Origin of the sequence: Limosilactobacillus antri DSM 16041 (assembly GCF_000160835.1) — a bacterium.
Taxonomy (GTDB): Bacteria; Bacillota; Bacilli; order Lactobacillales; family Lactobacillaceae; genus Limosilactobacillus; species Limosilactobacillus antri.
Window position 1 is genome coordinate 806,369 of sequence record NZ_GG700733.1, and the last position, 13,964, is coordinate 820,332.

The 13,964-nt window shown below is 54.2% G+C and carries 14 protein-coding genes; 13 read left to right on the forward strand and 1 reads right to left on the reverse strand.

Annotated elements, in window-relative coordinates; all coding sequences use genetic code 11:
* The first annotated feature begins 2 nt into the window (after window positions 1-2).
* From HMPREF0494_RS07290 to HMPREF0494_RS07345, 12 genes are all read left to right on the forward strand, one after another.
* A complete protein-coding gene (locus HMPREF0494_RS07290) occupies window positions 3-323 on the forward strand; it encodes a PadR family transcriptional regulator (protein ID WP_007124315.1) in 321 nt (106 codons plus the stop codon).
* Window positions 320-931 carry a DUF1700 domain-containing protein gene (locus tag HMPREF0494_RS07295; protein WP_007124316.1) on the forward strand — a complete coding sequence of 204 codons (612 nt, stop codon included), beginning with the start codon at window positions 320-322 and terminating at the stop codon, window positions 929-931. Before HMPREF0494_RS07290 ends, HMPREF0494_RS07295 begins: the two co-directional genes overlap by 4 nt.
* 2 nt (window positions 932-933) lie before the next feature.
* Window positions 934-1,701, forward strand: a complete 768-nt coding sequence (locus HMPREF0494_RS07300; RefSeq protein ID WP_007124317.1) for a DUF4097 family beta strand repeat-containing protein — start codon at window positions 934-936, stop codon at window positions 1,699-1,701.
* A gap of 84 nt (window positions 1,702-1,785) precedes the next feature.
* Entirely contained in the window at window positions 1,786-2,310 is a 525-nt protein-coding gene (locus HMPREF0494_RS07305; RefSeq protein ID WP_007124318.1) for a 2-thiouracil desulfurase family protein, read from the forward strand.
* A gap of 63 nt (window positions 2,311-2,373) precedes the next feature.
* The gene (gene rapZ / locus HMPREF0494_RS07310; RefSeq protein ID WP_007124319.1) at window positions 2,374-3,243 is read left to right on the forward strand and encodes an RNase adapter RapZ; all 870 of its coding nucleotides are present in this window, start codon (window positions 2,374-2,376) and stop codon (window positions 3,241-3,243) included.
* Between the two features lie 17 nt (window positions 3,244-3,260).
* The gene (locus HMPREF0494_RS07315; protein WP_007124320.1) at window positions 3,261-4,247 is read left to right on the forward strand and encodes a gluconeogenesis factor YvcK family protein; all 987 of its coding nucleotides are present in this window, start codon (window positions 3,261-3,263) and stop codon (window positions 4,245-4,247) included.
* Between the two features lie 12 nt (window positions 4,248-4,259).
* On the forward strand, window positions 4,260-5,213 hold the full coding sequence (whiA, locus tag HMPREF0494_RS07320) for a DNA-binding protein WhiA (protein WP_007124321.1): 954 nt from the start codon (window positions 4,260-4,262) through the stop codon (window positions 5,211-5,213).
* Between the two features lie 347 nt (window positions 5,214-5,560).
* Entirely contained in the window at window positions 5,561-7,939 is a 2,379-nt protein-coding gene (ppsA, locus tag HMPREF0494_RS07325; protein ID WP_040458902.1) for a phosphoenolpyruvate synthase, read from the forward strand.
* Window positions 7,940-7,959: 20 nt separating this feature from the next.
* A complete protein-coding gene (locus HMPREF0494_RS07330) occupies window positions 7,960-9,738 on the forward strand; it encodes a right-handed parallel beta-helix repeat-containing protein (RefSeq protein ID WP_040458903.1) in 1,779 nt (592 codons plus the stop codon).
* A 16-nt stretch (window positions 9,739-9,754) separates the two neighbouring features.
* Window positions 9,755-10,531: a triose-phosphate isomerase gene (tpiA, locus tag HMPREF0494_RS07335; protein ID WP_007124324.1), complete on the forward strand. Its 777-nt coding sequence runs from the start codon at window positions 9,755-9,757 to the stop codon at window positions 10,529-10,531.
* Window positions 10,532-10,555: 24 nt separating this feature from the next.
* Window positions 10,556-11,422 (forward strand): class II fructose-bisphosphate aldolase, encoded by an 867-nt coding sequence (locus HMPREF0494_RS07340; RefSeq protein WP_040458904.1) that lies wholly within the window; start codon window positions 10,556-10,558, stop codon window positions 11,420-11,422.
* A gap of 17 nt (window positions 11,423-11,439) precedes the next feature.
* Window positions 11,440-12,093 (forward strand): histidine phosphatase family protein, encoded by a 654-nt coding sequence (locus HMPREF0494_RS07345; protein WP_007124326.1) that lies wholly within the window; start codon window positions 11,440-11,442, stop codon window positions 12,091-12,093.
* A 205-nt stretch (window positions 12,094-12,298) separates the two neighbouring features.
* Here HMPREF0494_RS07345 and clpP read toward each other — a convergent pair whose 3' ends face one another.
* Window positions 12,299-12,892 carry an ATP-dependent Clp endopeptidase proteolytic subunit ClpP gene (clpP, locus tag HMPREF0494_RS07350; RefSeq protein ID WP_003714133.1) on the reverse strand — a complete coding sequence of 198 codons (594 nt, stop codon included), beginning with the start codon at window positions 12,890-12,892 and terminating at the stop codon, window positions 12,299-12,301.
* Window positions 12,893-13,713: 821 nt separating this feature from the next.
* On the opposite strand from clpP, the gene HMPREF0494_RS11725 reads away from it, so the two are divergent.
* Window positions 13,714-13,845: a hypothetical protein gene (locus HMPREF0494_RS11725; protein WP_003714049.1), complete on the forward strand. Its 132-nt coding sequence runs from the start codon at window positions 13,714-13,716 to the stop codon at window positions 13,843-13,845.
* Window positions 13,846-13,964: the final 119 nt, after the last annotated feature.

The following is a 13,964-nucleotide window of genomic DNA, read 5'->3' on the forward strand; positions in this document are numbered from 1 at the left end:
GAATGAAGATACAAATCACGGCAGAACTTCTCGACGGCCTGGTCTTGGCAATCCTCAAGCAGGACGACTACTATGGTTACGCCTTAACTCAGCGGGTCCAGTCCGTTATTGACATTTCGGAATCGACGATGTATCCGGTCCTACGCCGGCTGAAGAAAAACGGTGATCTGACGACCTACGATCAGCCTTTTCAGGGGCGCAACCGCCGTTATTATCAGTTGACTGCGGCTGGTGAGCAGCGCCTGCAAGAAATTCTTCGCCTATGGGAGCAGTATAAAGATAACTTAGACCAAATTTTCTATCAGCGGGGTGAACAGCAATGAACGCACGAGAAAAATATATTCAAGAATTGGGCAGGTACTTAAATACCCTGCCAGCAGCGGAGCGGGCGGACGCCATTGACTTTTATGATGAGTATATCGCGGATGCCCAGTACGATACCTGGGAGCAGATTACGGCGGAATTAGGAACACCGCGGCAGCTCAGCCACCAGATTCTGGCGGACTATTCGATTAAGGCCAACGAGCAGGACCGCGGTGCGGGAAAGGTTGCTTCAACCAAGTCCAGCTGGCGGGTCTTCTGGCTGGTCCTGATTGCAATCGTGACCTCGCCGATCACCCTGGTCTTAAGTATCGTGGCTTTGGGAATTTTGATTGCGGCCTTAGGGGCTGTCATCGGCATTATCCTTGGCCTGCTCGGCATTATCGTGGGCCTGCTGGTGACAGCGGGAGCCATGCTCTACCTGGGCGTGGGCCTGATTGCGGCGGCACCAATGACCGGGATTTTCTACCTGGGCCTCGGCCTAGTGGTGCTCGGCGGCTTCTTGATCTTTATTCCCGTCGGCTACTGGATTATCCGCCTGTTGGCACAAGGGATTGCCAACCTTTCTAAGTTTCTCTACCAAAAACTCCAGCAGAGGAGGACGAAGTAACCATGAAGAAGTTATTTAAATTTAGCGTAGGCATCCTAATTGTGGGCCTGATCTTGACGGCAGTTGGCTTTTGGGGTCACGGTGCGCGCAACGTTTCCTTTGACGGCTTGAAGCCGGTAATTACTAAGAAGGTCAACGAAAACTTGCTGACTAACCAGCACTTTGACCGCCTGGACCTGAATGTCGATTCAGCTAACGTCACAATTAAGTCCGGCCGGAAGTTTAAGGTAAGCTACCGGGGAGTTAGCATGACGCAGCCCAAGGCACTCATCACTGACCAGCTGCTGACAGTTAAGCAAACGCGCACTGTTGCTGGAGTATTTTGGGACAACAGTGCGACCGTGGACGACATTACGATTACCGTCCCTAAGGGAACCAAGCTCGCTGGAACGATCAAGGCGACCAGCGGTGACGTCACGGTGGACGGGGTTGACTTATCCGGGGTTACGATTGACGCCCGGGATGGGGACGTCGACCTGCGGAACCTGACGGTCGAAGGCGGCAAAGCGCAGCTGGAGTCGGGTGATTTCACCAGCCGGAACGTTACCTTCCGGGGCAACTACTTCGTAAAAAACAGTGACGGTGACAATGAAGCAGTTGACGCGCACGTTGACGGTTACTTCTTGAAGAGCGCGACCGGCGACAATGAAGTTAACGGCGCCGACCACGATAGCGGCGAACAGCAGGCCAATGCCAACGCGGCTAACTGCCTCCACCTGACGAGCGAAGACGGCGATAACACCATTAAGAACTTACAAGCAGTTGAATAATTCAGTCGGCGGTTGCCGGGGAAAGTCCCGGGACCGCCCTTTTAAGATCATGGTAAGATGGGAACAGCAAGGAGGCGGTTAGTGATGATTTTACTGAGTTCATGTTTAGCGGGGTTCAACGTGCGGTACGATGGCGGTAATGCCCGCCAGCCACTAGCGGTGAAGCTCTTAGCGCTGGGGGCGGCCATCACGGTCTGCCCGGAAATTATGGCGGGCTTTGCTACCCCGCGCGAGCCGGCGGAGATCCAGGGCGGAACGGGGGCGGATGTTCTGACGGGAAGGGCCCGGGTGGTGACCAGGTCCGGACGGGACGTCACGGCAGCTTACTTGGCAGCGGCCCAGCGGGTTCTAGCGATTGCCCAGAAGCAGCGGGTGACGGTTGCCTACCTGAAGCAAAAAAGCCCGGCCTGTGGGACCCGGGAGGTGTACGACGGCAGTTTTACCGGCCAGCGGATTGCCGGTTCGGGGGTGACGGCGGCCCTGTTGCGCCAGCATGGCATTCAGGTCTTTGGGGACGAGGCGCTGACGCCCGCTCACGTTGCCCGCTTCCTGCCGGAGACGACGGTCAGGCTATTGGCTAAGCAAAACTTAGCCGCTGGATTGCAATAAAAGACACGCCCGGCATAGTTGTGGTACAATACAAAGGAAGTTGTCTGAGAAGGAGAAGTAGCGATGACGGAAAAAATTAAAGTGGTAATTATCACTGGGATGAGCGGGGCCGGAAAGACCCTGGCAGTCCATAGCTTTGAGGATCTCGGCTATTTTGTAATCGATAATATGCTGCCCAACCTGGCGGAGAAGTTCGTCGATGTAATCGAGGAGTCCGGCGAATTTAAGAAGGTCGCGATGGTCATGGATTTACGGTCACGCGGCTTTTATGACCAGGTCCTGCCGACACTGCACAAGCTGAAGGGGCGCGCCGACCTCGACGTCAAACTGCTCTTCTTGGACGCCAATAACGTCAAACTGGTGTCCCGCTATAAGGAAACCCGTCGGCTCCACCCGTTGGCACGCCAGGGCCGGATCATGGACGGGGTTGAGATGGAGCGGCAGCTGCTGAGTGAGCTGAAGAGTCGGGCGGACGTGATTATTGATACCACCGACCTGACCCCGCGGAACCTCAAGCTGCGGATTGACAAGCTCTTTAGCAATGGGGAAGAGAACAACTTCTTCGTTGAAGTGATGTCGTTTGGCTTTAAGTACGGTCTGCCTCTGGATGCCGACATCGTGATGGACGTTCGTTTTCTGCCGAACCCCTTTTACCTGCCGGAGCTGAAGCACCTGACCGGCAATGACGCGGCGGTTCAGAAATACGTGATGAGCAGTCCGGCGGCCCAGCAGTTTTACGCCCACCTGCGGTCCCTGCTGGAGAACGCCCTGCCTGGCTACATCAAGGAGGGCAAGAGCAGTCTGACGGTGGCGATTGGCTGTACTGGCGGCCAGCACCGGTCGGTAACGATTGCCAATCAGCTAGCCGCGGATCTCAAGGATGACAAGTATAAGGTCAACCTTTACCACCGCGACGTTAGCAAGGCACAGTAGGAAGGAAGTGATAACGGATGATCCATAAACCGAAAATCGTCGTGATCGGTGGCGGCACCGGCCTGCCAGTTGTCCTGCGCGGGTTGCGTGACCAGGATGCCGACGTCACGGCAGTCGTTACGGTTGCTGATGATGGCGGTTCTTCAGGAATCCTGCGCAATTACATCAACGTGGTGCCGCCGGGCGATATTAGAAACGTGCTGGTTGCCCTGTCAGAGATGTCACCATTGGAGTTAGACGTCTTCCAGTACCGGTTCAAGAGCTCGGACCAATTCTTTGCCGGCCACGCCATCGGCAACCTGATTATTTCGGCCCTCTCCGAAATGCGGGGGGGGATTTTCCCAGCGGTCCAGGAACTCTCCCAGATGATGAAGATTCGCGGCCACGTTTACCCGGTCGCCAACGAACCCCTGACCCTTAACGCGGAGTTTACAGATGGGACGAAGCTCAGCGGGGAAGCGGAAATTACGGCGGCCCACCGGCAGATTAAACGGGTCTGGGTAACGACGGCTGATGGTGCGGATGGCGACCAGATCCAGCCGGTCCCGGAAGTACTGGCGGCAATTCGGGCTGCCGACCAGATTGTGATTGGCCCTGGGAGCCTCTTCACCAGCATCCTGCCGAACCTGACGATCAGGGCGGTCCGGGACGCGATCTGCGAAAGCCGGGCGGAGGTCGTGTACATCTGCAATATCATGACCCAGAAGGGCGAGACCGACCACTTTACGGATGCCGACCACGTCCGGGTGCTAAACGACCACCTGGGGCAAAACTTTATCGACACGGTCCTGGTCAATATCCAGCCGGTACCAAAAAACTACCTGGACTTTAAGCAGTGGAATGAGATTTCCCAGCCGGTCGGGCATGATTTTCAGGGCTTGCGGGACCTGGGCTGCCGGGTGATCAGTGCCAACTTCCTGCGGCTCAAAGATAACGGGGCCTTCCATGACCGTGACCGGGTAGTCGCCGAGCTGATGAACCGCCTCCACCAGGTCCATGAATAGAGGAGGAGTGCAATGTCCTACGCAAGTGAAGTCAAAAAGGAATTAACGGCAATTAAGGTTCACCAGCAGAACGCCCAGGCCGAGCTGATGGCCCTGATTCGGATGAACGGCAGCATTGCGATTGCCAACCGGCAGTTAATCCTCAATATCCAAACTGAAAATCCGGCGATTGCCCGCCGGATTTATTCGCTCCTGAAGGAATTTTACGATGTCGAAAGCGAAATCGTGGTGCGGCGGAAGATGAAGCTGAAGAAGAATAACCAGTACATCGTCCGCCTGCGTTATTCCGCCCGGCGGGTGCTCGACGACCTGGGAATCCTGCAGAATTTCCAGATCAAGGAGCAGGTGCCACTGGCCCTGCTCAAGGATGAGTGGATGGTTCGTTCCTACCTGCGGGGGGCCTTTTTAGCGGGGGGCTCAGTTAATAACCCCGAAACCTCCAGCTACCACTTGGAAATTTATTCCCTATATGAGGAACACAATGAAATGATTGCCCGGATGATGAACCAGTTTGGCCTCAATGCGCAAACGACGGCCCGGCGCAGCGGCTACATTGTCTACCTCAAGGAAGCAGAAAAGATTGCTAACTTTATGTCACTGATTGGGGCAACCAACTCGATGCTCCAGTTTGAGAATGTCCGAATTGTCCGCGATATGCGCAACTCGGTCAACCGGCTGGTAAACTGCGAGAACGCCAACATGAACAAGATTGCGAACGCGTCGACCCGACAGATTGAAAACATCAAGCTGATTGAGGACACCGTGGGTCTAGTCAGCCTCCCGGACAAGCTCCGGGACATTGCCCAGACGCGGCTGAACCACCAGGAGGTCAGCCTCAAGGAACTTGGCCAGCTTGTGCCCGGGGGACCGATTTCCAAGTCGGGGGTCAACCACCGCCTGCGGAAACTAAACGCCTACGCCGACGAATTGCGCATGAACCGGTTTGGCGGGCTGGGGCAGGAATAAGGACCCCGCTGTTGCTAACCAGAATCAGAAAAATCACCATTGGTAATTGACGAGTAAAGTCGCTTACCAATGGTGATTTTTTTATTTTAAAAATTAGACCAATCTACCGTAAACCCTTTTAAATCAAAGAAAATTTATATATACCAATTTAAATTTTTGGAAAAAGCTCCAAATTACAAAGTTAACAAGCCCACGGCAAACCGTACATTAATAAAAAATATCAATTATTTAATATAGTGTTGCCGCGGATGCAACCAGTTGCTCAAAATTACATCCCCAAAAAGTGGTTGACAGCTTTGCCCAGACCGATTAGGAAAAAGATACATTCAGAAAAAGGAGATGCCGTGATGGTAAAACGAGAACAAAAGGATGTTTTATGGTTTGATGAATTGCGCCGGCAGGATGTGGACTTAGTCGGGGGTAAATCGGCCTCGCTTGGTGAGCTCACTTCGGCAACCGACATACCAGTACCGTATGGCTTTGCCACAACCGCGCACGCTTACCGCCGTTTTATGGAAGCCACCGGTCTGAACCAGCGGGTTAACCAGTTGCTTGCTGAAATCAAGGACTATGAAAATACGGACGAGCTGCACACGGTGTGCAACCAAATCCGCTCCCTGATTATCAGCGCCACGATGCCAGAAGAATTGGCCATGGCAATTACGACGGCTTACGAACAGCTGGCCGAAAAGATGGACCAGCCGGATCCCTTTGTCGCGGTGCGCTCCAGTGCGACTGCGGAGGATTTGCCAAACGCCTCCTTTGCGGGCCAGCAGGAGACCTACCTGAACGTTAGCGGTGCCGCTCTGGTAGTTAAGAAGGTTCAGGAATGCTACGCGTCGCTTTTTACCGACCGGGCAACCTATTACCGGCACAAGCAGCATTTCCCGCACGAGAAGGTCGCGCTCTGTGCGGCTATCCAGATGATGGTCTTTTCCAAAGCTGCGGGGATCATGTTCTCGCTTAACGTCGCCGACGGCAATGACCAGCAAATTGTGGTGGACGCGATTTGGGGGCTCGGCGAATACATCGTTCTCGGGAAAGTAACTCCAGACCATTACGTTATCAACAAGCCAGACTTGGCAATTATCGACCGGGCGATTACCAACAAGCCGGTTGAGTTGCTGCAGAAGCCGGGCGGGGGAACCTATGAGCAGACCGTTCCCGCAGCCCTGGCCGACCAACCGGCGCTAAGTGACGACCAGGTTAAGGAACTGGCGGGCTACGCCAAACGGATTGAACAGCACTATGGCTGCCATATGGATATGGAATTTGCGCTTGACGGCCCGACCGGTCGCCTGTGGCTGGTCCAAGCCCGTCCCGAAACGGCCTGGTCGAACCAGCAGCCAGCAGCTCCGGCAGAAGAAAATAATTCGCTTGAAGACCACCGGCCGGTTCTCAAGGGTCTTCCCGCCAGTCCGGGTCTGGCCAGTGGCCGGGCGCACGTGATTGCTGATCCAGCTGACATTGATAGTTTTAAGTCCGGGGAGGTGCTGGTAACCCAAATGACCTCGCCCGACTGGGTGCCGGCGATGAAGAAGGCCGCGGCAATCGTTACCGACAATGGCGGGATGACCTGTCACGCGGCGATTGTTTCCCGGGAAATGCAGATTCCGTGCTTAGTCGGCACGGCGAGCTGCGGGCAAGCGGCAATGACAACCCTGCATGATGGCGACCAGGTAACGGTCGATGCCCGGAATGGAGTCGTCTACGCGGGGGACCTGACGAAGCAGTTAGCGCCAAAGGAAGCCGCTCCGGCCGAGCAAGCGGTGGCCGAATACTTTGCGCCGACCGCTACCCAGGTCATGATGAACTTGGGTGATCCGGACCTCGCGCAACGTTACGCGGCCCTGCCGGCAGACGGTATCGGCCTGATGCGGGAAGAATTTATTTGGACCACCGCCATTCATGAACACCCCCTGGCCCTGATTAAGGCCGGCCAGCCGCAAAAAGTTGTGGACTTCTTGGCAGGGGGTATTGCCAAGGTGGCCCGGGCAATGGCTCCCCGGCCGTTAACCCTGCGCTTTTCGGACTTTAAGTCGGGAGAATACCGGCACTTAACGGGCGGTGAGGAGTTTGAGCCGCACGAGCCGGCTGACCTCCTGGGCTGGCGTGGTGCTTCCCGTTACTATGATCCGCACTTTGTCGAAGCCTTCAAGTTGGAGCTGGCCGCGGTTAAGCGGGTGCGGAACGAAATGGGGCTACGGAACGTCAACGTAATGATCCCGTTTGTTCGGACGGTCGCGGAACTGGCCCGGGTAACGCAGTTAATGAACCAGGCCGGCTTGCACCGGAGTGCGGACTTTAAGGTCTACATGATGGCTGAAATCCCCGCCAACATCATTTTGGCGGACCAGTTCAACCAGTACGTGGATGGGTATTCAATCGGCTCCAACGACTTAACGATGCTGGTGCTCGGCTGTGACCGTAATAATGATACCGTTTCGGCCCTCTTTGACGAACGCAACCTAGCCGTTAAACGGGCGATCAGCCACCTGATTACGGTTGCCCACCGGGACGGCCGGACCGTTTCGATCTGTGGGCAGGCACCATCAGAGTACCCTGATTTTACGAATTTCTTGATCCGCAACGGGATCGACTGCGTATCGGTGAACCCCGACATGGTGAAGGAAACCAAACGCAACGTGGCCCACTTTGAGCAGCGCCTGTTGCTGGACCAGGCGACGGGTCGGGGCCGGACGGTTGATAATGACCTTGCATGGTAATACGAGAAAGGATGACTAAGATGCAGTTATACGTTGATGCTTGTGCCAAGCAGCATGGTGATGGAACTAGTCAGGCACCGTTTGCCACAATCCAAGCGGCCGCGGACGTTGCCAAGCCGGGTGACGTTGTCTGGGTAATGCCGGGAGTGTACCGCGAGAGCGTGAACCCCCGTTATTCTGGAAGCAAGGATAAGCCAATCCTATACCGGGCAGTAAAGCAGAATTCGACCGTTATTAGCGGGGCGGAACGCCTGGACGAATGGGAGCAGGTAGCCGGAGATGTTTGGCGAATCGTGATTGCCAACCGCCGCTTTGGTGACTATAACCCGTACACGACGCTGATTAAACAGGGAACTGGCCGCCAGCACGCGGGCGAGGTCTTCTTAAACAACCGGGCGCTGGCGGAAGCTGACCGGTTTGCGGCGGTCAAGCAGTCGCCAGCAACCGGGGCGGCCCACTGGTACACCGAACAGGACCAGGCCGCCGATACGACCGTCATCTATGCAAACTTTTTGGGCGTGGACCCGAACCACGCCAACGTGGAACTGACCTTCCGTGAAACCTGCTTCTATCCCCAGCGCCGGCAAGTCGACTTCTTAGTGCTCTCCGGGTTTGTACTGACCAAGGCGGCGAGCCGCTGGGTCGGACCAGACTACAATAAGGCGGTCGTGGGTACGAACCAGGCGCAGGGCTGGAAGATCCTCAACTGCAACATCACCCACGGCAAGTGCGCGGGGATTTCTCTGGGGCGCTACCCGACCACGCCAGCCAGCACGGACTTTGCTCAGTACCCGAGCCGGCACCTGATTAAGAACAGCCGGATTTTTGACTGCGGCCAGGTCGGTATTATCGGGGTGGACGGTAACCCAGCACCCGTAATTGAACATAACCACCTGTTTAGGATCAACACCCGGCTGAACCTCCGTGGTAAAAGTGCGGGGGCGATTGACCTCTCACCGGTGGTCGGTGCAAAGATTAGCCGGAACTGCATTCATGACTGCCGGCGGGGCGTCCGGCTAGGCGGCCGGGTTGAACGTGCGCAGATCAGCCGGAACCTCATGTATGCTAACGGCCTCTCGGCAAAGCAATCAGCCGCTGAGCACCACCAGGACCTGCTCGCTGGGTTGGGTGAAGACATCCGAATTGAAAATTCCGTCGGGGTGACCACGATTGATAACAACTTCCTGCTGTCTGACTACGCACTCCGGCTGGAAAGTTATCAGATCCTCCTGACCCATAACCTGATTTACGGGCGGACCGCCTGGCTGTCGGCCAAGGCGGGACAGGCAGAAAATAGCCCGCTCTTTCACCGGATTAGCCGGGGCCAGCAGTACGGTCAGCAGCAAAGCTCGTACTTTTACAACAACTTATTTATTAACAAGTCCTTACGGCCAGAACTGACGACCGCCTTGGCACTTGCCCAACGGCAGGTAGCTGACGACTGTCGCAATAGTGGCCAAAAGCGGGGCAACAACAGCTTCTTTGCGACTAAGGATAACCGTTTGGTTCAACTGGCCGCGAATAAGGCGGGCAACCTCGTGATTGACGACAACGAGTCAGCGGTCCAGCTAAAAGTAGAAGATCGACCAACCGGCTTTTACCTGAAGCACAACCTGGACGAGGTGGTCGATGAAGACAGCTGCCGCCTGTTAACCTTTGCTAATGACGCGGGCTCCGGGACGGTCTTAAAACTTGACACTGACTTTAGTGGTCAGCACCGGGAAGGAAATCGCGTGACTCCAGGACCGCTGGATCATAAAGCCGATTATTCCGCCTGCCTATTTCGGGCGCTGGCCTAGGCACAGGAGGGATAGTATGCGCAAACCATTTATTATTGCAAACTGGAAAATGCACAAGAATATTCAGGAATCAGTAGAATTTATTAAGCAGATCCGAGAATGCTTGCCCCAGGCTGGGGTTGAAGAAGTCGGCATTGCCGCCCAGGCGGTTGCCCTAGCGAACATGAAACAGATGGTCCAGGGGGCCAACCTGCAGATCATTGCCCAGAATGCGGCCAGTGAGCTGGTGGGGCCGTACACTGGCGAGATTAGTGTCCGCTGTCTGGCGGACGCTGGCGCCTCGTACGTGATGCTGGGCCACCTCGAACGCCGGCGCTTATTCCATGAAGATAACGAAACGATTAACCAAAAGGTCTTGACGGCCCTGGCTACGGGGCTGACGCCGATTATCTGTACCGATGATAAGATGGTCCAGGCGGAAATTAATGGCGAGATCCACTACATTTTTGACCAGCTCAAGGGCGTTTTCGATGGGGTCGCGCCGGACCAGCTCAAGAAAATCGTCCTTTCCTACGAACCGAGCTGGGCGGTGGGGAGCAGTCAAACTGCTAACCCGCTGGTCGCCCAAAAGGGGTGCAGCCGCATTCGGGAAATGATTGCGGCGGTTTATGGCCAGCGCTTAGCGGACCAGGTCCGGATCCTATACGGCGGGAGCGTTAACCCCCAAAATATCGCCGCGATTATGGCCAATCCTGATGTTGACGGGGTGTTGATCGGTCGTGCCAGCTTACAAGCAGACCATTTCCTGGAAATGGTGAACTGGCAGCAGGCTCCCGTCTCTAATGCGCTTTAATTAATGAGGAAGGAAGTTAACACAATGGCTTATTTTGATAATGGTAACCAGATCTTTGCCGATGCCCGGGCAAACCACTACGCAGTGGGTGCCTACAATATTAACAACCTTGAATGGACCCGGGCAATTTTGCAAGCGGCCAACGAAACCAGAACCCCGGTCCTGGTCCAGGTATCGATGGGGGCGGCCAAGTACATGGGCGGCTTTAAGTTTGTCCGTGATATGGTTGCCGACCAGATTGACGCGATGGGGATTACGGTGCCGGTCGTGCTCAACCTGGACCACGGCGACTTTGCGGCCGCAATGGAGTGCATTGACCTGGGCTATTCTTCCGTGATGTACGACGGTCATAAGCTGCCGCTGGCCACCAACTATGACCAGACTGCCCAAATTGTCCAGGCGGCCCACCAGCGGGGAATTTCGGTGGAAGCGGAGATTGGCAAAGTCGGTGAAAACCAGGACACCAATAGCGGCGAACTGGCTTCGGTTGCTGACGCCAAAAAGTTTGCTGAACTGGGAGTTGATAAGCTGGCGTGCGGAATTGGGAATATTCACGGAATTTACCCGGCAGACTGGCGGGGACTGGACTTCGACCGCCTGGCGGCAATTGCGGATGCCGTGGACATTCCGCTGGTCCTGCACGGTGGGTCCGGAATCCCTAAGGACCAGGTCCAACGTGCGATTGCCCTAGGGATTGCGAAGGTGAATATTAACACTGAATTCCAGCTGGCCTTCCAGGCAGCAACCCGGGACTACATCGAACAAGCGCGTGACCTCGACCAAGCGCAAAAGGGCTATGATCCTCGCAAGCTCCTCTTGCCGGGAACCGAGGCGATTACCGCCAAGATGAAAGAAATTATTGATTGGCTGGGCACGCCAGCGGTAGCGTAAGGAAGAGTGACTAGACAATGGCAATTACGGTGTACTTTCTCCGTCACGGTCAGACCTATTTCAACTGCTTTGCTCGTCTGCAAGGCTGGTCGGATACGCCCCTAACCGCGCAGGGACAGCAGGACGCGCTGCGCGTTGCCAAGGTTCTTGCACCCTTGCGAATTGACTACTTCTTTTCCAGCGACTTGAAACGGGCGGTTGATACGGCGCAGCTGATTATTGATGAGCTGCACCCGGCGAATATTAGCCGGCCGACAACCAAGGAATGTTTTCGCGAGGTCTTTTACGGTTCCTTTGAAGGGCACAGCAACGAAGAGGGGGCCATTTGGGCGAGCCAGCTTGGGGGTCAGCGGTTGCGGCGGATCGGCGAACTAGTTGACGAGTTTGGAATTCGGCGGGCGCACGACCTGTTAAAGGAGGCCGACCCGGCCCACCTGGCCGAGGATAGCCAGCAGCTTGACCACCGGCTCAACCAGGCGCTGAAGCTCTTGGAGGCGCTCCCCGACGGTAGCAACGTCGTTGTGGCGAGCCATGGATCGATTATTCAGTACCTGGCGGGAACACTGGACCCGGGGCAGCAGTACGCAAACCCGGCTAACGGGGCACTAATGAAGCTGGTGCTTGATGGTCAGCGGGCATTTGTTGATGGTTATAATCAGTTTGCCCTGTGACCGGGGTTAGTTTAAAGCTCGTGGCACTTGTGTACTGGTACTAAATTGCACACGAGGTCGGGAGGAAAATAGCTTTTCTTCCCGGCCGCGTTTGCGTGCCTAAATAGCCCAGCTCTCGAATAGCTAGCGGTAACGAAAAAAGCTCCAGAAATCGGTTCATCGATTTCTGGAGCTTTTTTAACCATCACGGTTGGTCACTAGAACACTACTTTAAGCTGGAATTATTTTCCATGATCCCGTCTAGCAGGCCGTAATCAACGGCCTCTTGGGCGGTTAAGTAGTGGTCCCGTTCAGTATCCCGGTTAATCTTTTCGATTGGCTGACCGGAATTCTTGGCCAGGATTTCATTAATCATCTTCCGGGTCTTCAAAATTTCCGTTGCCGCAATTTCAATCTCGGTTTGCTGACCCTGTGCGCCACCAGATGGCTGGTGAATCAGTACTTGGGAGTGTGGCAGACCGAAGCGCTTGCCCTTGGTCCCGGAGGAAACTAGGACACTCGCCATGGAAGCGGCCATCCCGATCACGATCGTTTGCACGTCTGACTTGATAAAGTTCATCGTGTCGTAAATCGCCATCCCTGAGGTAACGACACCACCAGGAGAGTTGATATAAAGGTAGATATCTTTAGTTGAGTCTTGCGCGTCCAAGAAGAGGAGCTGCGCAACAATTGAGTTTGCCATTTCGTCTTCAATTGGACCAGATAGCATGATGATCCGGTCCTTCAGAAGCCGTGAGTAAATATCATAAGCACGTTCACCGCGTGATGACTGCTCAATGACGGTAGGAACTAAGTTCATTATGTGGCCTCCTTGTAAATTAGCACTTGTTAGCAAGTATTGCTAACCGATATTAATACTATACTCGATTGGTCAAAAAAGGTCAAATGATTTGTTGCTTTCCGACTAAGAACATTATGTCATCTGCAACTGATTTGGCAAGGAAAAAGCCGTGAAGAACATGGCGTGCTGTTTCAACGCGCGAGCAGCCGTTTAAAATATAGAAGGGAGTGGGAAACAACCTCCTCGACAAGGCGTATGGGGTTGGTCAAATGCTGATTTATCAGTGCTTGAACTGCCAGCCAGCTACTGCACTGTTGCATTATTACCTTTAAAATAGCAAAGAGACTGAGTTAATTCCCAGCCTCTCCTAAGCTTAAATTAGTGGTTGATGTCTGCACAAAGCAGGTCCAATTCGGTTGCTGCACTTTGCCGGTCCAGGGCCCGCCAGTCAGCAGTGGTAATGAAAACGTTCAGTGATTTAGTGTTAGTCATAATAAATTCCTCCCGGAGCTGAGTAATGTTTTTTATCCGTCGCTCTTATTTACATTTTGTATACTACACTTGATTGGTCTACAATGCAAGTCCTAATATATCAGTATTTAAAAGCTAATAATATCAAATTGGTCTAACCATCTTTGCGGATGCGTTGGTGGAGTAGACTTCTGGTTGCTAGTAAAATGCCTTAGTAAAAGGGAAAATTTAGTAAATTTTTTGGGCGGAAAAAGTTGAAACGGGCCCGCTTGTGAATGCTTTTTGACCAGGGCTTGCTTTTTATTTGCCAGCCCGGTATAATTGGAACGTTAATTAATTTACGTACACAATAAGGAGGCATATTAGCTATGCGTAAAGCACACCCATACGGCGTTCAAGGCCGTCGCCCAATTGCTCCTAAGTACAAGCGAGCATTAAAAGAAAAGAAGATTGAAGCGATTCGCAAGTGGGCTAAGGAAAAGCCAGCTGACGAAAAGTAATTCAATTGTTAAAAAGAGGTTGGACAGGAGTTCCAGCCTCTTTATTACTTTAAAAGTAATTCCGCGGCTGGCTGGTCTACCGGCTCACTATATAGCGGAAGGCAAACACCAAACGTCAG

Excerpts from the sequence above, each read along its gene's own strand:
- clpP (WP_003714133.1), bottom strand. The coding sequence starts at position 12,892 with ATGAACTTAGTTCCTACCGTCATTGAGCAGTCATCACGCGGTGAACGT.
- HMPREF0494_RS07295 (WP_007124316.1), top strand. The coding sequence starts at position 320 with ATGAACGCACGAGAAAAATATATTCAAGAATTGGGCAGGTACTTAAAT.
- tpiA (WP_007124324.1), top strand. The coding sequence starts at position 9,755 with ATGCGCAAACCATTTATTATTGCAAACTGGAAAATGCACAAGAATATT.
- ppsA (WP_040458902.1), top strand. The coding sequence starts at position 5,561 with ATGGTAAAACGAGAACAAAAGGATGTTTTATGGTTTGATGAATTGCGC.
- rapZ (WP_007124319.1), top strand. The coding sequence starts at position 2,374 with ATGACGGAAAAAATTAAAGTGGTAATTATCACTGGGATGAGCGGGGCC.
- HMPREF0494_RS07330 (WP_040458903.1), top strand. The coding sequence starts at position 7,960 with ATGCAGTTATACGTTGATGCTTGTGCCAAGCAGCATGGTGATGGAACT.
- HMPREF0494_RS07290 (WP_007124315.1), top strand. The coding sequence starts at position 3 with ATGAAGATACAAATCACGGCAGAACTTCTCGACGGCCTGGTCTTGGCA.
- HMPREF0494_RS11725 (WP_003714049.1), top strand. The coding sequence starts at position 13,714 with ATGCGTAAAGCACACCCATACGGCGTTCAAGGCCGTCGCCCAATTGCT.
- HMPREF0494_RS07340 (WP_040458904.1), top strand. The coding sequence starts at position 10,556 with ATGGCTTATTTTGATAATGGTAACCAGATCTTTGCCGATGCCCGGGCA.
- whiA (WP_007124321.1), top strand. The coding sequence starts at position 4,260 with ATGTCCTACGCAAGTGAAGTCAAAAAGGAATTAACGGCAATTAAGGTT.
- HMPREF0494_RS07305 (WP_007124318.1), top strand. The coding sequence starts at position 1,786 with ATGATTTTACTGAGTTCATGTTTAGCGGGGTTCAACGTGCGGTACGAT.
- HMPREF0494_RS07345 (WP_007124326.1), top strand. The coding sequence starts at position 11,440 with ATGGCAATTACGGTGTACTTTCTCCGTCACGGTCAGACCTATTTCAAC.
- HMPREF0494_RS07315 (WP_007124320.1), top strand. The coding sequence starts at position 3,261 with ATGATCCATAAACCGAAAATCGTCGTGATCGGTGGCGGCACCGGCCTG.
- HMPREF0494_RS07300 (WP_007124317.1), top strand. The coding sequence starts at position 934 with ATGAAGAAGTTATTTAAATTTAGCGTAGGCATCCTAATTGTGGGCCTG.